We start from the raw sequence: 20,385 nt of genomic DNA, 5'->3' as shown, positions 1-20,385 counted from the left end.
CCGCGGCGAGGTCGCGGCGGGCCCCCCGCCCGGTGGTCCGGGGGGGGCGCCCCCCCCCGCCCCCCCCCCCCTCGCCGGGGGGGGCGCCCCCACCTGTGGTGCGGGTGGGCGGTTGGGGGCGACCGGCGCTTCGCCGGTCACCGAAACCAGCCTGAAATCGAACAGCGTCTCGCCGGCAATACGGTTGGCGGCGCGCAGCGGATCGACGGCCGAGGCCACACACATGATCGACGACCCGGAAAACACCAGCAGCGTCACCTTGAGCGGCAACCGTTCGGCGCGAAAGATCGACGACTTTTCGTTTTTGATCATACGCACTTCGTAAAATGCAAAACAGTTTCCGGCAAGTCAGGCATTGTTGCCATCTGTTCGATTGGGCCCATGTTTGATCGGGACCATCTGTGCTGATTGGGAGAAAAGTCGATGCCGCTTGCGATGAACCGTGAGGTCTTCATTACCTGTGCCATAACCGGGTCCGGCAGCTCGCAAGACCGCAGCCAACATGTGCCGCGCTCGCCCAAGCAGATCGCCGATTCCGCCATCGACGCGGCAAAGGCGGGTGCGGCGATCGTTCACTGCCATGTGCGCGACCCCGAAACCGGCAGGCCGCGCCGCGACGTGCAGCTTTATCGCGAAGTGACCGAGCGCATCCGTGCGGCAGACGTCGACGTGGTGCTGAACCTGACCGCCGGCATGGGCGGCGACATGGTGTTCGGCTCGCCAGAAAACCCGCTGCCGCTGAACGAGAAAGCCACCGATATGGGCGGCGCCACCAACCGCGTGGAGCATGTGCGCCAGTGCCTGCCGGAGATCTGCACGCTCGACTGCGGCACCATGAATTTCGCCGAGGCCGACTATGTCATGACCAACACGCCAGGCATGCTGCGCGCCATGGGCGGCATGATGACGGCGCTTGGCGTCAAGCCGGAGATCGAGGCCTTCGACACCGGCCATCTGTGGTTTGCCAAGCAACTGGTCGAGGAAAAGGTGCTGGACCCGGATGCTCTCGTGCAATTGTGCATGGGCGTGCCATGGGGCGCGCCGGACGATCTCAACACTTTTATGGCGATGGTCAACAATGTGCCGTCGGGTTGGACCTGGTCGGCGTTCTCCATCGGCCGCAACCAGATGGCCTATGCCGCCGCCGCGGTGCTGGCCGGCGGCAATGTCCGCGTCGGGCTCGAGGACAATCTCTGGCTCGACAAGGGCGTGCTGGGAACCAATGCGCAGCTGGTCGAGCGGGCGGTCAGCATCGTGTCGAACATGGGCGCAAGGGTCATCGGCCCCGATGAAGTGCGCAAGAAGCTCAATTTGACGAAGCGCGCACCGCTTTGAACAAGCAATCGGTAGGGAGAAGCCGCCGATGAAGACCGTGAAATTCACCGCAATGAAGGATGGCGACCGCGACGATTACGCGTTCCTCACCGAGCACGAGATCGACTATGCGGCGAAGACCGGCGAACGGCTGCTTGACGCGCTTGTCCAACTCGACGAAGGCCTGTCCGGCTACCAGATCACCCGGCTCGGCCATTCGCTGCAGGCGGCGACGCGCGCATGGCGCGACGGCGCCGACACCGACTGGATCGTCTGCGCGCTACTGCACGACATCGGCGACGTCTACGCACCGTACAATCACGACGAATATGCAGCTTCGGTTCTAAAACCTTTCGTGCGCGAGCAGTGCACCTGGGTTGTGGAAAAGCACGGCGACTTCCAGCGCCTCTATTACGCCCACCATCTCGGCGGCAATCCGCATGCGCGCGACCGTTTCGCCGGCCACCTTTATTTCGACGATTGCGACCAGTTCTGTGAGCGCTGGGACCAGTCGAGCTTCGACCCCGACTACGAGACGTTGCCGATCGACTTCTTCCGGCCATTCGTGCTCGAGGTGTTTGCGCGCAGGGCCTATGACCCCACCGTGATCCGCGCCGGCGAGCGCGTGCCTCTCATCGACCTGGAAAAAGCCAGGACAAGAACCGGAGCCTCCGCATGAGCATCATCACCAAGGCAGCTGCAATCGGCGGCGGCGTCATCGGCGCCGGCTGGGTGGCGCGGCTGCTCTTGAACGGCATCGACGTGTCGATTTTCGATCCCGACCCCGAAGCCGCGCGCAAGGTCGGCGAAGTGATGAAAGGCGCGCGCCGCGCCTACAAGCAGATGCTGCCCGACGGCCTGCCAAAAGAAGGCAAATTGACCTTTGCCAAGACCATTGCCGACGCCGTCGCCGATGCCGATTTCATCCAGGAAAGCGTGCCGGAACGGCTCGACCTGAAACACCGCGTGCTGGCCGAGATCGACCTCTATGCGCCGGCCAATGCCATCGTCGGCTCCTCGACCTCCGGCATCAAGCCGACCGACATGCAGGTGGCGATGAAGAAGCATCCGGAACGGCTGGTCGTCGGCCATCCATTCAACCCGGTCTATTTGCTTCCGCTGGTCGAGATCGTCGGCGGCGAGCAGACCTTTCCCGAGGCGATCGAGGTCGCCAAGGAGATGTACGCCTCGATCGGCATGAAACCGGTGGTGATCCGCAAGGAGATCGAGGCGTTCGTCGGCGACCGCCTGCTGGAGGCGGCATGGCGCGAGGCGCTGTGGCTGATCAAGGACGGCATCTGCACGGTCGAGGAACTCGACGACATCATGCGCTATGGCTTCGGCCTGCGCTGGGCGCAGATGGGCATGTTCCAGGTCTACCGCGTCGCCGGCGGCGAGGCCGGCATGCGCCATTTCATGGCGCAGTTCGGGCCGTGCCTGAAATGGCCGTGGACCAAGCTGATGGATGTGCCGGAGTTCAACGACGAACTGGTCGACCTGATCGCCACGCAGTCGGACGATCAGGCGGATGGCCTGTCGATCCGCGAGCTCGAAAAGATCCGCGACGACAATCTGGTCGCCATCATGGATGCGCTGTCGAAGCAGAACAAAGGCAGGGGCTGGGGCGCCGGCGCCTTGCACAAGGACTATACCAAGCAGCTCGCCAAGCTTGCGGCGAAGAAGCCCACCGCCTCCAAGGCGGCCGAGAAGGCCAAGGCCGAAAAGCCGAAGAAAAAGAAGAAAGGCTGAGACCATGGATTTTGGCCTCTCCGAGGAACAGAAACTGATCGTCGAGACGACGCGCACCTTCGTCGAGAACGAGCTTTACCCGCATGAGCGCGAGGTCGAGCGCACCGGCGCGCTGCGGCGCGAGCTGATCGAGGAGATCAAGGCCAAGGCGATCGAAGCCGGGCTCTATGCCGCCAACATGCCTGCGGAGGTCGGTGGCGCCGGCCTCGATACGGTGACCTGGCTGCTTTACGAGAAGGAGCTCGGCCGCGCCAATTACGCACTGCACTGGACCTGCGTGGCGCGGCCATCCAACATCCTCTTGGCCGGCACGCCGGAGCAGCGCGAAAAGTATCTCTATCCCTGCATTCGCGGCGAGAAATGGGATTGCCTGGCGATGACCGAGCCGGGTGCCGGCTCCGATCTGCGCGGCATGAAGGCGACCGCCGTGCAGGATGGCGACGACTGGGTGCTGAACGGCACCAAGCACTTCATCAGCCACGCCGATCTTGCCGACTTCGCCATCGTCTTCATGGCTTCGGGCGAAGAGGAGACGCCGCGTGGAAAACGCAAGAAGATCACCGCCTTCTTCGTCGACAAGGGCACCAAGGGTTTTACGGTGCGTGACGGCTACCGCAACGTCTCGCACCGCGGTTACACCAACGCCATCCTCGAATTCGACGATTGCCGGCTGCCCGGAGCCCAGGTTCTGGGCGAGGTCCACAAGGGTTTCGACGTCGCCAATTCGTGGCTTGGTGCAACCCGCCTGCAGGTCGGCGCCACCTGTCTCGGCCGGGCCGAGCGGGCGCTTGGCCATGCGATCGAATACGCCGCGCAACGCCAGCAGTTCGGCCAGCAGATCGGCAAGTTCCAGGGCGTTTCATTCAAGCTTGCCGATATGGCGACCGAACTGAAAGCGGCCGACCTGATGGTGTTCGAAGCCGGCTGGAAGTACGATCAGGGCACCGTCACCGATCAGGACATGGCCATGGCCAAGCTGAAGGCCACCGAAATGCTTGCCTTCGTCGCCGACGAGGCGATCCAGATCCATGGCGGCATGGGGCTGATGGATGATCTGCCGCTGGAGCGCATCTGGCGCGACGCCCGCGTCGAGCGCATCTGGGAAGGCACGTCGGAAATCCAGCGCCACATCATTTCACGGGCGCTGCTGCGCCCGTTCGGGGGCTGATAAATGCACAAACTTGAGCGCCTCTTGCGCCCGCGAACGATCGCCGTGTTCGGCGGCGCGCAGGCCGCCGCCGTCGTCGCGCAGTCGATCAAGATGGGCTTTGCCGGCGAGATCTGGCCGGTGCACCCGACCAAGGATGAAGTCGCCGCCCGCAAGGCCTACCGCTCGGTGGCCGACCTGCCCGGCGCGCCGGACGCGGCCTTTGTCGGCGTCAACCGGCATTTGACGATCGAGGTGGTCAAGGCGCTGGCCGAGCGCGGTGCCGGCGGCGCCGTCTGCTTTGCCGCCGGTTTTCTCGAGACCGAGGCTTATGACGAGCATGGCGAGCGATTGCAGGCGGAACTGGTCGCTGCGGCGGGCCAGATGCCGATCATCGGGCCGAACTGCTACGGCCTGATCAATTATGCCGACGGCGCGCTTTTATGGCCCGACCAGCATGGCGGCATCAGGCTTGCCGAGGGTGGCCGCGGGGTCGCCATCATCACCCAGTCGTCGAACATCGCCATCAACATGACGATGCAGAAGCGCGGCCTGCCGATCGCCTTCCTGATGACCGCCGGCAACCAGGCACAGACCGGCCTTTCGGAAATGGCGCTCGGCCTGATCGAGGACGATCGGGTCACTTCGCTCGGCCTGCATATCGAGGCGTTCGATTCGGTAGCCGGATTCGAAAGGCTGGCCGCGCGGGCGCGAGAGCTGAAGAAACCGATCATCGCCATGAAGGTTGGCCGCTCCGAGCAGGCGCGGCAAGCAACGGTGTCGCATACCGCGTCGCTGGCCGGCTCGGACGCTGCCTCGGGCGCCTTCCTGAAGCGGCTCGGCATAGCCCGCGTCGATTCCATCCCGGCCTTCATCGAGGCCCTGAAGCTGCTGCACGTCACCGGTCCCCTGCCCGGCTACCGGCTGTCGTCGATGAGCTGTTCGGGCGGCGAGGCGTCTGTCATGGCCGACAGCGCCGAAGGCCGCTGGGTCAACTTCCCGGCGCTGACCGACACCCACCGCGCCCACGTCAAATCGACGCTCGGGCCGCTGGTTGCGGTGGCCAATCCGCTCGACTACCACACCTTCATCTGGAACAACGAGCCGGCGATGACCGCCACCTTCACCGCGATGGTGTCGGGCGGCTTCGACCTCAATATGCTGGTGCTCGATTTCCCGCGCCCCGACCGCTGCTCCGACACCGACTGGTGGACGACGCTGCGCGCCTTCGAATCGGCGCTGAAGACCAACAAGGCGCAGGGCGCAATCGTCTCCTCGCTGCCGGAAAACCTGCCCGAGGAATACACCGCCGGCCTGATGGGACGCGGCATGGTGCCGTTGTTCGGCATTTCCGAAGCCATGGACGCCGCCCAGGCGGCCGCCTTCATCGGCTGGGCCTGGCGCGAGCCGCAGGCGCAGCCGATCGACACCTCCGCTTCCGGGGCGCCGGCCGGCGACCATGTCACGCCTGATGAGGCCGAGGCGAAAGCGCGGCTGATCGAGGCTGGGCTCCCCGTGCCGAGGGGTGAACGCGCCGGCAATGCGGTCGAGGCGGTCATCTCCTCGATGGCGCTCGGTTTTCCGGTGGCGCTGAAGGCTTTGGGCGTCACCCACAAATCCGAGCTTGACGCGGTTCGGCTCAACCTCAGGGACGCCGAATCCGTCAGCACGGCCGCCCATGATCTCGATGCGCTCGGCACCGGCCTCTATGTCGAGCGCATGGTGCGCGACGGCGTCGCCGAGCTGCTCGTCGGCTTCACCCGTGACCCGATGTTCGGCGCGGTGATGACGCTGGGCACCGGCGGCGTGCTGGTCGAGCTGCTGCGCGACAGCGTCACGCTGATGCTGCCGGCGACCCGCGACGACATCGAGGCGGCATTGCGCGGGCTAAAATTGTTCCCGCTGCTCGAAGGCTATCGCGGCCGGCCCAAGGCCGATCTCGCGGCGGCCATTGAAGCGATATCAGGCATTGCCGCCTTCGTGCAGCAAAATGCCGGCGAGATCGAGGAGCTCGACATCAACCCGCTGATCGTCTGCGCGCAAGGCAAAGGCGCTTGGATCGCCGACGCGCTGCTGGTGCTTGGAGAAAACAAGAATGTCTGACGTCATCACCACCCGCCGCGAGGGCACGATCCTCGAAGTCACGCTCGATCGGCCCAAGGCCAATGCCATCGACCTCAACACCTCGCGGCTGATGGGTGAGACCTTCAAGGCGTTCCGCGACGATCCGGATCTGCGGGTCGCCATCGTCAAGACTGCCGGCGACAAGTTCTTCTGCGCCGGCTGGGACCTGAAAGCCGCGGCCGGCGGCGATGCGGTCGATGGCGACTATGGCGTCGGCGGGTTCGGCGGACTGCAGGAACTGCGCGATCTCAACAAGCCGGTCATCGCCTGCGTCAATGGCATGGCGGTCGGCGGCGGCTTCGAGCTGGCGCTGTCGTGCGACCTCATCTACGCGTCGGATCACTCCTCCTTTGCGCTGCCGGAAATTCGCGCCGGCACGCTGGCCGATGCAGCGACGATCAAGCTGCCGAAGCGCATTCCCTATCATGTCGCCATGGACCTTTTGCTCACCGGCCGCTGGATGGATGTCGCCGAAGCGCATCGCTGGGGTCTGGTCAACGAGGTGCTGCCCAAGGAGAAGCTCGAGGATCGCGTCTGGGAGATCGCCCGGCTGCTGGCCGGCGGTCCGCCGCTGGTCTTTGCCGCGATCAAGGAGACGGCGCGGGTTGCCGAAGCGCTCACCTTCCAGGACGCGATGAACCGGGTGACGCGCCGCCAATTGCCGACGGTTGACGCACTGTACGGCTCGGAGGACAATCTCGAAGGTTTTCGCGCCTTCGCCGAAAAGCGCGACCCGGTGTGGAAAGGGAAGTGACACTGCTGAGATGATGGCGTTCCTTCACACCCCCCTCTGCCCTGCCGGGCATCTCCCCCGCAAGGGGGGAGATTGGATGTCATTTCTGCTTTCGCCAATCGTCAACGCTGCAAGAAGAGCGCCGCAGGTGAAGCTGCCGATCTCCCCCCTTGCGGGGGAGATGGCCGGCAGGCCAGAGGGGGGTGCCTGGGCGAATTCGTTGCGATCCGGTCAGCGTCCATGACCGACTACAAAAAGCTCATCGACGCCGAGACCTGGGCCTTCATCGAGCGGACCAATTCCTATTTTCCGCCTGATGCGATCGACTACACGATCGATCAGCAGCGCGACATCTACGACCGCATGTGCCGTGAATTCTCTGCCGGCCACCCAGACAACGTTACGGCGGAGACCACCGCCATTGCCACGCCTTCGCATCCCATCCCGATCCGCATCTACCGCACACCCGCGCCGGAAGCGGCGGCGATGGTGCTTTATTTCCATGGCGGCGGTTTTATCCTTGGCGGGCTCGACAGCCATGACGACCTCTGTGCCGAGCTTTGCAGCCGCACCGGCTATGAGCTGGTTTCGGTCGATTACCGGCTGGCGCCGGAACATCTGCATCCGGCCGGCTTCGACGATGCCATCAGCGCCTTCGAATGGGCGGCGACGACCTACAAGCGCCCGATCCTGCTTTGCGGCGACAGCGCCGGCGGCAATCTTGCCGCCGCGGTCAGCCATGCGACGCGCGGCCATGCACGAAGGCCGATCGGCCAGGTGCTGATCTATCCCGGCCTTGGCGGCGACCGCTCGCAAGGCTCTTACGTGACCCATGCCGAGGCGCCGATGCTGACGGTCCGCGACCTCGATTTCTACACGAATATCAGGACCGGCGGCGAAGACCGCACCGGCGATCTCACGCTGTCGCCGCTGGCCGATGCCGATTTTGCCAATCTGCCGCCGACTGTGCTGATCACCGCCCAATGCGACCCGCTGTCGTCAGACGGCGAGGCCTATCGCGACCGCCTCGTCGCGGAGGAGGGTCACGCCTACTGGTTCGAAGAGCCGGGACTGGTGCATGGCTATCTCAGAGGCCGGCACACGGTCGGTCGTGCGCGCTCGAGCTTTACCCGGATCGTCGACGCGGTATCGGCTCTGGGACGCGGCGAATGGATCTGGTGAGGGTCCTACCCCACTGCCCGCGACGCCGCCCGGCCGGCGCCGCGGCCTGAAAAAATGCAGCCGCCAAGAAACGTCCCTTCCAGCGCCGCATAGCCATGCATGCCGCCGCCGCCGAAACCGGCGGCTTCGCCGACCGCGTACAATCCCTCGACCGGCTGGCCATCGCTACCCAGGACACGGCTGTCGAGATCGGTCTGCAAGCCGCCCAGCGTCTTGCGGGTCAGGATGTTGAGCCTGACCGCGATCAGCGGCCCATTGGCAGGGTCGAGCATCTTGTGCGGCTTGGCCGTGCGGATCAGCCGGTCGCCGAGATAGGCTCGGGCGCCGCGCAAGGCGGTGATCTGCATATCCTTGGAGAACGGATTGTCGAGCTGCCGGTCACGGGCGCGGATTTCGTGCTCGACCTGCGCCAGTTCGAGCAGCGGCTCGCCGCCGACAAGCGCGTTCATGCGGGCGACCAGCGCCGGCAAATCAGGCTCGACGATGAAATCCTCGCCCTTCTCCATGAACGCCTTTACCGGACCGGGAACGCCCGATGTGGCGCGGCCAAGCACCTGGCGCCAGCTTTTTCCGGTGAGGTCGGGGTTCTGCTCGGAGCCCGACAGCGCGAACTCCTTCTGGATGATCTTTTTGGTCAGGATGAACCAGGAATAATCGAAGCCGGTGCTCATGATGTGGCTGAGCGTGCCCAGCGTGTCGAAGCCGGGATAGAGCGGGACCGGCAGGCGCTTGCCGCGGGCGTCGAGCCACAGCGACGACGGGCCGGGCAGGATGCGGATTGCATGGTCGGTCCAGAGCGGCGCCCAGTTCCTGATGCCTTCGACATAGTGCCACATGCGGTCGCGGTTGATGATGCTGCCGCCGGCCTGTTCGGTGATCGCCAGCATGCGGCCGTCGACATGGTCGGGAACGCCAGAGATCATGCACTTGGGCGGCGTGCCGAGCCGCTGCGGCCAGTTTTTACGGACAAGCTCGGGATTGCCGCCGATGCCGCCGGAGGCGACGATGACCGCTTGCGCCTTGAACTCGAAGTCGCCGGCGATGTCGCGCGAACTCCTGCGGCCGCGCTCGACATCGCTCGGCTCAAGCATGTCGCCGCGCACGCCATTCACGACGGCGCCTGTCCGCGTCAGTTCGTTGACCCGGTGGCGGAATTTGAAGCGGATCAGCCCGCTATTCTCGGCCTCGCGCACGCGCCGTACGAACGGGTCGAGCACGCCCGGCCCGGTGCCCCAGGTGACGTGAAAGCGCGGCACCGAATTGCCGTGGCCGACGGCGTTGCCGCCGCCGCGCTCGGCCCAGCCGACGATTGGGAAGAACTTCATGCCGTGCTGCGTCAGCCAGGAGCGCTTCTCGCCGGCGGCGAAGCCGACATAGGCCTCGGCCCAGCGGCGCGGCCAAAAATCTTCCGCACGGTCGAAGGCGGCGGTGCCAAGCCAGTCCTCGAGCGCCAGATCATGCGAATCGCGGATGCGCATGCGCCGCTGCTCGGGCGAATCGACGAGGAAGATGCCGCCAAGCGACCAGAACGCCTGGCCGCCGAGCGACTGTTCAGGCTCCTGGTCGACAACGATGGTCTTCTTGCCGGCCTCGGCCAGCTCGGCCGCCGCGACGAGCCCGGCAAGGCCGGCGCCGACAATGATCACATCCGCATCGTCAGCCACTTTCTCCTCCCCGGCTTGACGATTGTCAGACCGTCTCCCAGCCTTCCTTCTCGCCGGCGCGGAAGATGGCGTCGATGACCTTCTGGTTGAGCACGGACTCTTCCAGCGTGAAGACGCGGTCGGTGCCGCCCTGTGCCGCCCGCGCGAAGGCCTCGACCTCCAGCCGGTACTGCTGCATGCCGGGGAAGCGGAACACTTGCGCCTCGCTGTGGTTCTGGTTGTGCAGCTCGATGCGATGATGGTCGTAGATGCCGGCGTTGAACGGCGAAAGCACCTCGATGAAGCCCTTCTCGCCGTGGAACACCATCACCTGCCGCGCCGCCATCTGCGTCGACAGATAGAACGACAATTCGAAGTCGCCGAAATCGGCGCGGATCGAAGAATAGATGTCGGTGCCGAATGTCTTGTCGCGCTCGATCGTCGCCTGGACGCGCAACGGCTCCTTGCCCGTCGAAAAGCGCGTCGACACCGTCGGGTAGACGCCGATGTCGGGCAGCGCGCCGCCACCGAGGTCGAGCTGGTTGCGCATGTTCTTGGGATCGACATTGTAGTAGGAGAACGCGCCCTGGACATGGCGCAGCCGGCCGATGGCGCCGTTGCCGATCAGCTCGCGCACCTTGATCCATTGCGGGTGGTAGACGACCATGAAGGCTTCGCAAACCAGCACGTTTTTGGCGTCGCGCAGCTTGATCAGCGGCGGAATGTCCCTGGCGTCGAGCGCCAGCGGCTTTTCGACCAGAACATGCTTGCCGGCCTCGATCGACTTGGCCGTCCATTCGACATGCTGGGCGGTCGGCAGCGGGATGTAGACGCCGTCGACATCCCTGGATGCGAGCAGCTCGCTATAGGAACCGAAGGCATGGGGGGCGCCGAAACGATCGGCCAGGGCACGGGCTTTCGACAGGTCGCGGCTGGCGATCGCCGACAGCACGCCGTTCTCCGCCTCGACCATTGCAGGCAAAAGATGCTCGCGGCCGATCTTGGCCGTCGACAAAACACCCCATCGGAACATCAGGCTTCTCCCTCTTCAAATTGCAGGCGTGGAGGTTTGCCTGAAATCGGCAAAAAAGCCAATGCGAAGCATGGCAGCGAGCAAGGCGACCGTCTCGGCTTGTTCGGATGCCGGCGCTGCCCTCTGCAGAGCTTGGGTTCCTCGTCTCCGCAAAGAGGGGCGAGGAAACCAGGTCCTGCAAAGGCTATCCCCTTCTACCTGTATGTGTCATGTCGAAGCCGACGGCGCTCCCACAAGCCGGCTTTCATCTGCTTACCTTGAAGAAATCGACAAAGGCTCGCAGCGCCGGCCGCATCTGGCGGCGGCTCGGGTAGTAGGCGAAGAAACCGTCGAAGGGCGGGCACCAGTCTTCCAGCACGCGAATGAGCCGGCCGGTGGCCAACGCCTCGCGGACATAGTCCTCGAACAGGAAGGCAAGCCCAGCGCCGTCGGCCGCCGCATTGGCGATCAGATGGTCCTCGTCGAGGATCAGCGGCCCTTGCACCGCCAGCTCGATCTCCTCGCCGTCCTTCTCGAATTCCCAGCGGTAGAGGATGCCGCTGGAGAAACGGAAGCGGATGCAACGGTGACCGACGAGATCGTGTGGATGGCGCGGCATGGGCATGGTCGCGAAATAGGATGGCGCGCCGACGACGGCGCCGCGAAGGTTTGGCCCGATGCGCACAGCGATCATGTCGCGCTGCAGGCTCTCGCCGAGCCGGACGCCGGCGTCGAAGCCGCCTTCGACCACATCGGTGAAGCGGTCTTCGATGACGATCTCCAGCACGATGTCGGGATAGGCCGATGCAAAGGCACAGAGCCGCGGCGTCAGCGCCAGGTGGGCGGCGGTGCGCGGCACGGTCAGCCGGAGATTGCCAGCCGGCCGGTCGCGCGCCTCGACCGCCGATTCCAGCGCCAGATCGATTTCCGACAGCGCCGGCCTCAGCCGCTCGAGCAGCTGTGCGCCTTCCTCGGTCGGGGCGACGCTGCGCGTGCTGCGCGCCAGGAGCCGCACGCCAAGACGCGCCTCCAGGCTGGAAACCGCGTGGCTGACTGCCGATGGCGCGATGGCGAGCTCCTTGGCCGCGCCGCGAAAGCTGCCGCACTGGGCGACGGTAGCCAGCACCGCGAGTTGGGAAAGATGAGTTCGCTTCATTGATCTATTTCTTGGAACAGCCCGTGCAAATGAGAGCCGATTATCGAACGCGGTGCAAGGCGCTATCTCTGCCGCATCACAACAAGGAGACGCGTGATGCAAACCCGCAAGCTTGGAAATGAACTTGACGTCTATCCGGTCGGCCTCGGCTGCATGGGCATGAGCTTCGGCTATGGCGGCCAGCCGGAGGTGGACGCGATCGCCACGCTGCGCCGCGCCGTCGATATCGGCGTCAATTTCTTCGACACGGCCGAGGTCTATGGCCCGTACGAGAATGAGATCCTGCTCGGCAAGGCGCTGAAGCCGGTGCGTGACCAGGTGACGATCGCGACGAAATTCGGCTTCAAAATCCTTGAAGAAGGTAACGGCGTCGAGCGCATGGCCGGCGTCGACAGCCGCCCCGTACACGTCAAGGCGGTGGCCGAAGCGTCGCTGAAGCGGCTAGGCGTCGAGGTGATCGACCTGTACTACCAGCATCGCGTCGATCCCAATGTGCCGATCGAGGATACGGTCGGCGCCATGGCCGAGCTGGTGCGCGAGGGCAAGGTGCGCGCGCTCGGTCTGTCTGAGGCGAGTGCCGCGACCATCCGCCGGGCGCATGCGGTGCATCCGATATCAGCCGTGCAAAGCGAATATTCGCTGTGGAGCCGCGATCCGGAGGAAGAGGTGTTCGCCGTCTGCCGCGAGCTCGGCATCGGCTTTGTCCCCTACAGCCCGCTCGGCCGCGGCCTGCTGACCGGAACGATCGCCAAGCCAGAGGTACTCGGCGCCGATGACTGGCGGCGTGGACTACCGCGCTTCCAGGCCGACGCCATGGCGGCCAATGCAGCTGTTGTCGCGACGCTGGAGGCAATGGCGGCGGGCAAGGGCGTGACGCCGGCGCAGCTGGCACTCGCCTGGGTACTGCATCAGGGCGATTTCATCGTACCGATCCCCGGCGCACGAAAAATCCGCCATCTCGAGCAGAACGCGGCAGCAGCACAGATTGCGCTGAGCCAGGCGGAAGTGGCGGCCATTGGCGACGCCCTGTCGCCGGAGAAGGTCGTCGGCAAGCGCTACACCGAAGAAATGCTGGCGCTGGTCAATGGATAACAGCGGCTATGAAATCCCTTCAGGCTTGAGTTCCGGGGGCGAGCGCCAGCGTGAGGTCTCGCGCGGCTCTGCCTTCTCCCCTTGTGGGAGAAGGTGTCGCCGAAGGCGACGGATGAGGGGTGTTCCAGCTTGGCAAAAGCCGCGCTCCGTCCAACACCCCTCTTCCGTCTTGGCGCTACGCGCCAATCCACCTTCTCCCACAAGGGGAGAAGGCAAGATGGCGCGGTGCCCCTTCTTGGTTTGCAACTTAGGCCCGCAGCACGCCGCCGGTCTGCTTATGCACATTCTCGACGATGCGCTTCGCCAGCGTCTCGAAATCCTCGTCGGTCAGCGTCTTTTCGACCGGCTGGATCGACACTTCGATGGCGATCGATTTCTTGGCGGCGCCGAGTGACGCCCCTTCGAACACGTCGAAGACCGAGACGTTGGTGATCAGCTTCCTGTCGGCGGCAAGGGCTGCGCGGGTCAGCGTGCCGGCTTCGACCGCCTTGTCGACGACGAAGGCGAAATCGCGCTTGACCGCCTGGAAGGCGGACAGTTCCAGTCTCGGTTTTGTCCGCGTCGGCTTGGCCTTCGGCTCGGGCACGGCATCGATGAAAACCTCGAAGCCGCAGAGCGGCCCGGAGACGTCGAGTTCTTCCAGCGTCTTCGGGTGGAACTCGCCAAACGTGCCCAAAATGACCTTCGGCCCGAGCTTGATCGTGCCGGAGCGGCCGGGATGATACCAGGCCGGGCCGCCGGCCTCGATCTGCAGCCGCTCGACCGGCGCGCCGCAGGCTTCGAGTGCTGCGATCGCGTCGGCCTTGGCGTCGAACACGCCGACCGGACCGGCATTGCCGGCCCAGTGGCGGCCGGAACCGTCGAGCCTGGCGGTGCCGCGCCGCACGCCGGCGGCGACGCGCCGCTGCTGGTCGGCCGCATCGCCCTCGTAGGTGCCGGACACTTCGAACAGCGCTACATCGCCGATGCCCTTGTCGGCATTGCGCTGCGCGGCGGCGATCAGGCCGGGCAGCAGCGACGGCCGCATATCGGACATGTCGGCAGCGATTGGGTTGGCGAGCTTCAGTGCGCTCTGGCCGCCGCCGAACAGTTCGGCATGTTTTGCCGGAATGAACGACCAGGTGACCGCCTCCATCATGCCGCGCACCGCCAGCGCCCGCTTGGCGGCGCGGGTGCGGACCTGCAGGACAGTCAGGATCTTGGCGTTGACGGCATCATGCGCGCCGAGCGGCTGCGGCGCGATGTTGTCGACGCCATGGATGCGCATGACCTCCTCGACCAGATCGGCCTTGCCGTCGACATCCGGCCGCCAGGACGGCACCGCCACATTGACGACATCGCCCGCGCCTTCCGGCTTGAAGCCAAGGCGCGAAAGAATGGCGAGGCTCTCCTCCATGGGCACCTCTGTGCCGGTCAGCCGCCTCACTTCCGACAGCGGGAAGGAAACGATCTTCGGCGCGTGACCGGCATAGCCGACGACTTCGGTTTCGGTCGGCGTGCCGCCGCAGAAATCCAGCACCAGCTTGGTCGCCAGTTCCACGCCGGGCACCATGAATTCAGGATCGACGCCGCGCTCGAACCGGTAGCGCGCATCGCTGATGATGCCGAGCGTCCTGCCGGTGCGGGCCGTGGTGATCGGATCCCACAGCGCCGATTCGATCAGCACATCGCTTGTGTTCTCGTCGCAGCCGGAATGCTCGCCGCCCATGATACCGGCGATCGATTCGACGCCCTCCTGGTCTGCTATCACGCACATGTCAGGCGTCAGCGTGTATTCGCGGCCGTCAAGCGCAAGCACCGTTTCACCGTCACGCGCCCGGCGCACGGTAAGGTTGCCGGCGACCTTGTTCGCGTCGAACACATGCAGCGGCCGGCCGCGATCGAAGGTGACGAAATTGGTGATATCGACCAGCGCGCTGATCGGCCGAAGCCCAATGGCGATCAGCCGCTGCTGCAGCCATTTCGGCGACGGACCGTTGTTCACGCCTTTCACCAATCTCAGGGCGAAGCCGGGGCAGAGCTCCGGGGCATCGATCGTCACCTTCACCGGGCACATGCCACTGCCGGCGTGTGGCATGATCGCGCCGCCGACGAGGCGGCCGAGCCCGCTCGCCGCCAGATCGCGGGCAATGCCGTAGACGCTGGTCGCATCCGGACGGTTCGGCGTCAAATTGATCTCTATGACCGGATCGTCGAGATGCGCATAGGCGGCGAAGCTGGTGCCGACCGGCGCATCGGCCGGCAGATCGATGATGCCGTCATGCTCCTCGGAAAGCTCAAGCTCACGCTCGGAGCACATCATGCCGTGGCTTTCGACGCCCCTGATCTTGCCGACCGTCAGCGTCACGTCGATGCCCGGAATATAGGTGCCGGGTGCTGCAAAGGCGCCGATCAGGCCCGCGCGGGCGTTCGGCGCTCCACACACAACCTGCACGGGTGCCTTGCCGTCGCCGGTATCGACCGTCAGCACGCGCAACCGATCGGCATCTGGGTGCTGCACCGCCGCCAGCACCTTGGCGATGACGAAGGGTTTTAGGCTCGATCTGTCGTCGACATGCTCGACTTCGAGGCCGATCGAGGTCAGCCGCTCGACGATCTCGTTGAGCGAGGCGTCGGTCTCGAGGTGGTCCTTGAGCCAGGAGAGGGTGAATTTCATGACTGTGTTCCGTCTGGTCTGGGCACGCTGGTCTTCAGATGTCTCGGCAAGTCATCCGGCATGTGCACGAAGGGAAGCTGCTCGCGCACATGGGCGTGGTGCGTCGGCTTGAAATAGGCCGGCATATCCATGGCGCCGAGCATGAAATAGATGTGGTCGGCCAGCCGCTCATCGACATAGGCGATCGGCGAACCGCAGATGCCGCAAAAGGAGCGCGTCACCGGCCCGTTCTCGAACATCTTCAGCGCCTTGCCCGTGAAGGCGACCTGCTCGGTGATGAAGCCGACGAAGGCCGATACCGGCGCGCCGCTGGCCCGCCGGCAATCGCCGCAATGGCAATAGCTGACATGGTGCGGTTCGGCCGAAGCCTCGAACCGCACGGCGCCGCAGCGGCAGCCGCCGGTGTGGGCCGCTGTCATGTGCTCAAGCCTGCGAACAGCGTCGGCATGTCGAGCGGCCGGAAGCCGTAATGCGACAGCCAGCGCACATCGGCGTCGAAGAAGGCGCGCAGGTCCGGCATGCCGTATTTCAGCATGGCGATGCGATCGATGCCCATGCCCCAGGCAAAGCCCTGATATTCGTTGGGATCGAGCCCGCCATATCTCAGCACATTGGGGTGGACCATGCCGCAGCCGAGGATCTCCATCCAGTCGGAGCCTTCGCCAAAGCGCACCTCGCCCGGCCGCGAACGGTCGCACTGGATGTCGACCTCCATGCTGGGTTCGGTGAACGGGAAAAAGCTCGGCCGGAAGCGCATCTTGACCTGGCGTACCTCAAAGAAGGCCTTGCAGAACTCCTCCAGCACCCATTTCATGTTGGCGACGTTGGCTGATCTGTCGATCACCAGCCCTTCGACCTGATGGAACATCGGCGAGTGCGTGGCATCGGAATCCTGGCGGTAGGTTTTTCCGGGAATGACGATTCGGATCGGCGGCTTCTGCACCTCCATGGTGCGGATCTGCACCGGCGAGGTGTGGGTGCGCAAAAGCTTGCGCTCGCCCTTCTCGTCCGGCTGGAAGAAGAAGGTGTCATGCATCTCGCGCGCCGGATGGCCTTCCGGGAAGTTCAGCGCGGTGAAATTGTAGTAATCGGTCTCGATATCGGGACCTTCGGCGATGGCAAAGCCGAGGTCGCCGAAGATCGCGGCAATCTCGTCGCTGACCTGGCTGATCGGATGGATGCGGCCGCGCTCGGCCGGCGATTGCCGCACCGGCAGTGTGACGTCGACCTTTTCCGCCGCGAGCCGTGCCGCGATCGCTGCGTCCTTGAGTTCGGCGCGGCGCGCGGTAAGCGCCTCGGTGATGCGGTTCTTGAGACCGTTGATCGCCGGGCCTTTTATCTGGCGCTCTTCTGCGCTCATCGAGCCGAGCGTCTTCAGCATTTCGGAGACCGAGCCCTTCTTGCCGAGCGCTGAAACACGCACGGCTTCGATCGCCTGCTCGTCGGCGGCCGACGAAATGTCGCTCATCAGGGAATTTTCGAGAGTTTCCATGTCACTCATGTTTCAGACTCGATTGAAGGCAAAGAAAAACCCGCGCCAGCCCTGCCAGCGCGGGTTTCCCAAATCAAGTGTCGATGTGCTTGGGAAGGCGCTGGTTAGGCTACAGCGCTTTCAAAAGCGTTCGGCGTGGTGTTCTTGAGGTACTCGAGCGCGACCTTGGCCTTGGCCACAAGTGCGGCAAATGCCTGCGGCTCGTGGATGGCCATGTCCGACAGGACCTTGCGATCGATCTCGATGCCGGCCTTGTTGAGACCGTCGATGAACCGGCCATAGGTCAGGCCATGCTCGTGGGTCGCGGCATTGATGCGCTGGATCCACAGAGCGCGGAACGAACGCTTGCGGTTCTTGCGGTCGCGGTAGGCATACTGCAGCGACTTTTCCACCGCCTGCTTGGCGATGCGAATGGTGTTCTTGCGGCGGCCGTAGAAACCCTTGGCGGCTTTCAGGACCTTTTTGTGCTTGGCGTGCGAGGTGACGCCTCTTTTTACGCGTGCCATGTCATGATCTCCTTAAAACTTGTCCAGACCGAATGCCTTAGAGGCCGTTCGGCAGAAAATTCTTGATGACCTTCTTGCCATCCGGTTCAGCCAGAACCATCGTGCCGCGGGCATTTCGAATGAACTTGTTGGAACGCTTGATCATGCCGTGACGCTTGCCGGCCGCAGCCGACAGGACTTTTCCCGTACCTGTGATCTTGAACCGCTTCTTGGCGGCTGACTTGGTCTTCATCTTGGGCATTTTGCTACTCCGTTTATGTGCGCATCATCGCGCTTTTTGTTCGCTTCAGGCCGACCAAAGCCCGAAAAGCAAATGAAACCGCCACGGCATGCCCTGCCGGGCGGTTTTTGGGAACGGCGGTGCTATACGTCAAAGCGGGCCGGCGTGCAACACCCTGTGCCGACACACCTTGGGCCTATGGGAAACGGAACAGCACCGGCAGTATGCCCGATTGCTGGGCGGCGTCGATCGATTCGAAAAACGGCATGGCGACGAGGAACACCAGTCCGTCCAGCAGCGTCGTCCGCAGCAGGCGCGGCTTGAAGCCGCCGGTGTCGCCTTCCTGATACAGCGAAAGCTTCGGGAAAAAGCGCGGCACTCGCGCCATATAGGCCTGGAATGGCGTTCCGAAGGCCTCCTTCAGGAACGTCTCTTCGCGCAGGATGACGACATGAAAGGCGGCGGCGCAAATCACCGCGAAGCCGATCGCCGCAGTGATCGAGCCCATCTGCGCGCCGACGCCGGCGGCAGCTATCGAGGAGAAGACATAGAGCGGATTGCGGGTGATCGAATAGGGTCCGCCGGTAACCACCTCGGAGGATTTGCGTCCGCCGATATAGAGCGTCGACCACAAGCGCCCGACAATGCCAAGAAAGATCAGCAGGACGCCGACCATTTCGATCGTTTCGTGCGGCACGCTTTCGGGAGGAAAAGCAGACTGGCCAAACAGCAGCGCTGCGAACATGACGACCACGAGGGCGGCAAGCACCATCCTGCGCGCGTGCTGATACCTGCCCAGCGCACGCCTGGCCTGCGCTTGTTCGGCCTGCGCCGATTTAACTTCATTGAGCATGTCGGGAATCCAATCGTCGAGGAACTTGCCGGCGATCGCGGCATCCGCAGTTCAATACAGCCAGAAGAGGACGGGAATTACACCGCTTTCCTGTCCGGACTCGATGAGTTCGAAAAACGGTACGGAAGCCACGAACATCAAGCCGTCGCGCAGCGTGTGATTAAAAATGCGCGGTGTGAAGGTGACCTCGGCCTGATCGCGATAAAGCCGGGGATTGGGAAAAAACCGCGGCACCCGTGCGATGTAGTCCTTGTACGGCGCCCCGAGCACTGTCGTCAAATGCCGTTCCTCGCGCAACGTGACGATGTAGAACGCGGCCGCGCACAAAACCGCCGACGCCACCGAGACGATCACGCTGCCGGTCTGGGCGCCGATGCCGGCGGCCCCTATGGTGGAGAAAAAATACAGCGGGTTGCGCATTACCGAATATGGGCCGGTAGCAACCAGTTCGGCCGACTTGCGGCCGCCGATATAGAGGATCGACCAGAGCCGGCCGCCGATCCCGATCAGTATCAGGGCGATGCCGTACTGCCCCTCTATGCGTTCGTGGCCCAGTTCATCGTGGGTGGAGCCGCCGAAGATCAGCAAAGCGCAAAAAGCACCGATCAGCAGCGCCAGCAGGACGCGCCGGCGCCGCTGATAGCGGCCCATTTCGTCGAACGATCTTTCAATCGGAGAACGTGCCGCAGCGGCCATGGACAATCCTTTCGCCGCGAGGACCGGCAACCGGAATCCTTGTCGATGCAACTTGCGGAGAAATCATGGCGAAGACAAAACAAACAAAAGGCCGCCGAAGCGGCCTTTGCTTTGACGGGACCGCTTCAGCGGAATCGCTTAGCGGGGCGCCAGCACCATCATCATCTGGCGGCCTTCGAGCTTCGGTTCAGCTTCGACTTTGGCGATCGGTGCAACTTCCTCGCGAACCTTGTTCAAAAGCTGCATGCCGAGTTCCATATGCGCCATCTCGCGGCCGCGAAAGCGCAATGTCAGCTTGACCTTGTCACCTTCCTCGAAAAACCGCCGGACCGCTTTCATCTTGGTCTCGTAGTCATGGCTGTCGATGTTCGGGCGCATCTTGATCTCTTTGATCTCGATGACCTTCTGGTTTTTGCGCGCCTCGGCCGCCTTCTTCTGGTTGGCGTATTTCAGCTTGCCGAGATCGAGAATTTTTACGACGGGCGGCACTGCGTTGGGCGATATCTCGACCAGATCGAGCCCAGCCTCTTCGGCGAGCAGCAATGCGTCGTTGATGGAGACATCGCCATGGTTGTGGCCTTCGGCGTCGATAAGCTGGACCCGGGGGACCCGGATGTCACGGTTGGAGCGCGGGCCCTCCTTGGTGGGCGCCGTTGCTTTGAAAGGTCTGCGAATGGTCGTGGTCTCCTTGAGCCGTTTCGTTCGGGGTTTTCAATTCAGAATTGCGAACGCGCCAATGTGGTGAGCGCGCGGCCGGAGTCAATAGCACAGCGCTCACAGGAAATCACCTGTTCCCTGACTTCTGCCTGC

The 20,385-nt window shown here is 63.9% G+C and carries 19 protein-coding genes and 1 pseudogene; 8 read left to right on the top strand and 12 right to left on the bottom strand.

The annotated features are described in order from the left end of the window. Positions 1–312, bottom strand: a pseudogene (locus AC0L2A_RS07070) (hypothetical protein); the annotation flags it as partial. A 111-nt stretch (positions 313–423) separates the two neighbouring features. Between AC0L2A_RS07070 and bcoG the strand changes: the two are divergent. The 7 genes from bcoG (at position 424) to AC0L2A_RS07035 (ending at position 8,249) form a co-directional block, all read left to right on the top strand. Then, entirely contained in the window at positions 424–1,335 is a 912-nt protein-coding gene (gene bcoG, locus AC0L2A_RS07065; protein WP_473608084.1) for a 3-dehydrocarnitine:acetyl-CoA trimethylamine transferase BcoG, read from the top strand. Positions 1,336–1,363: 28 nt separating this feature from the next. Continuing rightward, positions 1,364–1,993, top strand: a complete 630-nt coding sequence (locus tag AC0L2A_RS07060; RefSeq protein WP_473608083.1) for an HD domain-containing protein — start codon at positions 1,364–1,366, stop codon at positions 1,991–1,993. Beyond that, entirely contained in the window at positions 1,990–3,063 is a 1,074-nt protein-coding gene (locus AC0L2A_RS07055; protein ID WP_128182507.1) for a 3-hydroxyacyl-CoA dehydrogenase NAD-binding domain-containing protein, read from the top strand. Before AC0L2A_RS07060 ends, AC0L2A_RS07055 begins: the two co-directional genes overlap by 4 nt. A gap of 4 nt (positions 3,064–3,067) precedes the next feature. Then, positions 3,068–4,231 carry an acyl-CoA dehydrogenase family protein gene (locus AC0L2A_RS07050; protein ID WP_473608082.1) on the top strand — a complete coding sequence of 388 codons (1,164 nt, stop codon included), beginning with the start codon at positions 3,068–3,070 and terminating at the stop codon, positions 4,229–4,231. A 3-nt stretch (positions 4,232–4,234) separates the two neighbouring features. Then, positions 4,235–6,313, top strand: a complete 2,079-nt coding sequence (locus AC0L2A_RS07045) for an acetate--CoA ligase family protein (RefSeq protein WP_473608080.1) — start codon at positions 4,235–4,237, stop codon at positions 6,311–6,313. Next, the gene (locus AC0L2A_RS07040; RefSeq protein WP_473608079.1) at positions 6,306–7,088 is read left to right on the top strand and encodes a carnitinyl-CoA dehydratase; all 783 of its coding nucleotides are present in this window, start codon (positions 6,306–6,308) and stop codon (positions 7,086–7,088) included. The genes AC0L2A_RS07045 and AC0L2A_RS07040 overlap by 8 nt, the downstream gene beginning before the upstream one ends. A 219-nt stretch (positions 7,089–7,307) precedes the next feature. Then, the gene (locus tag AC0L2A_RS07035) at positions 7,308–8,249 is read left to right on the top strand and encodes an alpha/beta hydrolase (protein WP_473608078.1); all 942 of its coding nucleotides are present in this window, start codon (positions 7,308–7,310) and stop codon (positions 8,247–8,249) included. A 5-nt stretch (positions 8,250–8,254) separates the two neighbouring features. Here AC0L2A_RS07035 and AC0L2A_RS07030 read toward each other — a convergent pair whose 3' ends face one another. The 3 genes from AC0L2A_RS07030 to AC0L2A_RS07020 all read right to left on the bottom strand — a co-directional run bounded on the left by AC0L2A_RS07030 (position 8,255) and on the right by AC0L2A_RS07020 (position 12,060). Next, positions 8,255–9,913 (bottom strand): FAD-binding dehydrogenase, encoded by a 1,659-nt coding sequence (locus AC0L2A_RS07030; RefSeq protein WP_473608076.1) that lies wholly within the window; start codon positions 9,911–9,913, stop codon positions 8,255–8,257. A gap of 25 nt (positions 9,914–9,938) precedes the next feature. After that, positions 9,939–10,925, bottom strand: coding sequence for a Gfo/Idh/MocA family protein (locus AC0L2A_RS07025; protein WP_473608075.1), 987 nt, complete (start codon positions 10,923–10,925; stop codon positions 9,939–9,941). A 244-nt stretch (positions 10,926–11,169) separates the two neighbouring features. Further along, complete coding sequence (locus AC0L2A_RS07020) at positions 11,170–12,060, bottom strand: LysR family transcriptional regulator (protein WP_473608074.1); 891 nt, start codon at positions 12,058–12,060, stop codon at positions 11,170–11,172. A 96-nt stretch (positions 12,061–12,156) separates the two neighbouring features. Here AC0L2A_RS07020 and AC0L2A_RS07015 point away from each other — a divergent pair, with 96 nt between their 5' ends. Then, entirely contained in the window at positions 12,157–13,152 is a 996-nt protein-coding gene (locus tag AC0L2A_RS07015) for an aldo/keto reductase (protein ID WP_473608073.1), read from the top strand. Positions 13,153–13,399: 247 nt separating this feature from the next. On the opposite strand, the gene pheT is transcribed toward AC0L2A_RS07015, so the two are convergent. The 8 genes from pheT to infC all read right to left on the bottom strand — a co-directional run bounded on the left by pheT (position 13,400) and on the right by infC (position 20,250). Continuing rightward, a complete protein-coding gene (gene pheT / locus AC0L2A_RS07010; protein WP_473608072.1) occupies positions 13,400–15,808 on the bottom strand; it encodes a phenylalanine--tRNA ligase subunit beta in 2,409 nt (802 codons plus the stop codon). Continuing rightward, positions 15,805–16,227 carry a GFA family protein gene (locus AC0L2A_RS07005; protein ID WP_027152017.1) on the bottom strand — a complete coding sequence of 141 codons (423 nt, stop codon included), beginning with the start codon at positions 16,225–16,227 and terminating at the stop codon, positions 15,805–15,807. The genes pheT and AC0L2A_RS07005 overlap by 4 nt, the downstream gene beginning before the upstream one ends. After that, positions 16,224–17,309, bottom strand: a complete 1,086-nt coding sequence (pheS, locus tag AC0L2A_RS07000; protein ID WP_473608070.1) for a phenylalanine--tRNA ligase subunit alpha — start codon at positions 17,307–17,309, stop codon at positions 16,224–16,226. The genes AC0L2A_RS07005 and pheS overlap by 4 nt, the downstream gene beginning before the upstream one ends. A gap of 95 nt (positions 17,310–17,404) precedes the next feature. Beyond that, entirely contained in the window at positions 17,405–17,806 is a 402-nt protein-coding gene (gene rplT / locus AC0L2A_RS06995) for a 50S ribosomal protein L20 (RefSeq protein ID WP_023796882.1), read from the bottom strand. A 37-nt stretch (positions 17,807–17,843) separates the two neighbouring features. Next, positions 17,844–18,047, bottom strand: a complete 204-nt coding sequence (gene rpmI / locus AC0L2A_RS06990; RefSeq protein ID WP_006201248.1) for a 50S ribosomal protein L35 — start codon at positions 18,045–18,047, stop codon at positions 17,844–17,846. Between the two features lie 175 nt (positions 18,048–18,222). Beyond that, on the bottom strand, positions 18,223–18,879 hold the full coding sequence (locus tag AC0L2A_RS06985; RefSeq protein ID WP_128244572.1) for a methyltransferase family protein: 657 nt from the start codon (positions 18,877–18,879) through the stop codon (positions 18,223–18,225). Positions 18,880–18,930: 51 nt separating this feature from the next. Next, the gene (locus AC0L2A_RS06980; RefSeq protein WP_023796884.1) at positions 18,931–19,575 is read right to left on the bottom strand and encodes a methyltransferase family protein; all 645 of its coding nucleotides are present in this window, start codon (positions 19,573–19,575) and stop codon (positions 18,931–18,933) included. 138 nt (positions 19,576–19,713) lie between these two features. Then, positions 19,714–20,250 (bottom strand): translation initiation factor IF-3, encoded by a 537-nt coding sequence (gene infC, locus AC0L2A_RS06975; RefSeq protein WP_077374810.1) that lies wholly within the window; start codon positions 20,248–20,250, stop codon positions 19,714–19,716. Positions 20,251–20,385: the final 135 nt, after the last annotated feature.

It is taken from the genome of Mesorhizobium sp. WSM4844 (assembly GCF_055811775.1).
This window is presented reverse-complemented; position numbering and strand designations above follow the sequence as displayed.

What these genes read in the sequence shown, in the direction of transcription:
- bcoG (WP_473608084.1), top strand. Translation starts at nt 424, where the DNA reads ATGCCGCTTGCGATGAACCGTGAGGTCTTCATTACCTGTGCCATAACC.
- AC0L2A_RS07060 (WP_473608083.1), top strand. Translation starts at nt 1,364, where the DNA reads ATGAAGACCGTGAAATTCACCGCAATGAAGGATGGCGACCGCGACGAT.
- AC0L2A_RS07055 (WP_128182507.1), top strand. Translation starts at nt 1,990, where the DNA reads ATGAGCATCATCACCAAGGCAGCTGCAATCGGCGGCGGCGTCATCGGC.
- AC0L2A_RS07050 (WP_473608082.1), top strand. Translation starts at nt 3,068, where the DNA reads ATGGATTTTGGCCTCTCCGAGGAACAGAAACTGATCGTCGAGACGACG.
- AC0L2A_RS07045 (WP_473608080.1), top strand. Translation starts at nt 4,235, where the DNA reads ATGCACAAACTTGAGCGCCTCTTGCGCCCGCGAACGATCGCCGTGTTC.
- AC0L2A_RS07040 (WP_473608079.1), top strand. Translation starts at nt 6,306, where the DNA reads ATGTCTGACGTCATCACCACCCGCCGCGAGGGCACGATCCTCGAAGTC.
- AC0L2A_RS07035 (WP_473608078.1), top strand. Translation starts at nt 7,308, where the DNA reads ATGACCGACTACAAAAAGCTCATCGACGCCGAGACCTGGGCCTTCATC.
- AC0L2A_RS07025 (WP_473608075.1), bottom strand. Translation starts at nt 10,925, where the DNA reads ATGTTCCGATGGGGTGTTTTGTCGACGGCCAAGATCGGCCGCGAGCAT.
- AC0L2A_RS07020 (WP_473608074.1), bottom strand. Translation starts at nt 12,060, where the DNA reads ATGAAGCGAACTCATCTTTCCCAACTCGCGGTGCTGGCTACCGTCGCC.
- AC0L2A_RS07015 (WP_473608073.1), top strand. Translation starts at nt 12,157, where the DNA reads ATGCAAACCCGCAAGCTTGGAAATGAACTTGACGTCTATCCGGTCGGC.
- pheT (WP_473608072.1), bottom strand. Translation starts at nt 15,808, where the DNA reads ATGAAATTCACCCTCTCCTGGCTCAAGGACCACCTCGAGACCGACGCC.
- AC0L2A_RS07005 (WP_027152017.1), bottom strand. Translation starts at nt 16,227, where the DNA reads ATGACAGCGGCCCACACCGGCGGCTGCCGCTGCGGCGCCGTGCGGTTC.
- pheS (WP_473608070.1), bottom strand. Translation starts at nt 17,309, where the DNA reads ATGAGTGACATGGAAACTCTCGAAAATTCCCTGATGAGCGACATTTCG.
- rplT (WP_023796882.1), bottom strand. Translation starts at nt 17,806, where the DNA reads ATGGCACGCGTAAAAAGAGGCGTCACCTCGCACGCCAAGCACAAAAAG.
- rpmI (WP_006201248.1), bottom strand. Translation starts at nt 18,047, where the DNA reads ATGCCCAAGATGAAGACCAAGTCAGCCGCCAAGAAGCGGTTCAAGATC.
- AC0L2A_RS06985 (WP_128244572.1), bottom strand. Translation starts at nt 18,879, where the DNA reads ATGCTCAATGAAGTTAAATCGGCGCAGGCCGAACAAGCGCAGGCCAGG.
- AC0L2A_RS06980 (WP_023796884.1), bottom strand. Translation starts at nt 19,575, where the DNA reads ATGGCCGCTGCGGCACGTTCTCCGATTGAAAGATCGTTCGACGAAATG.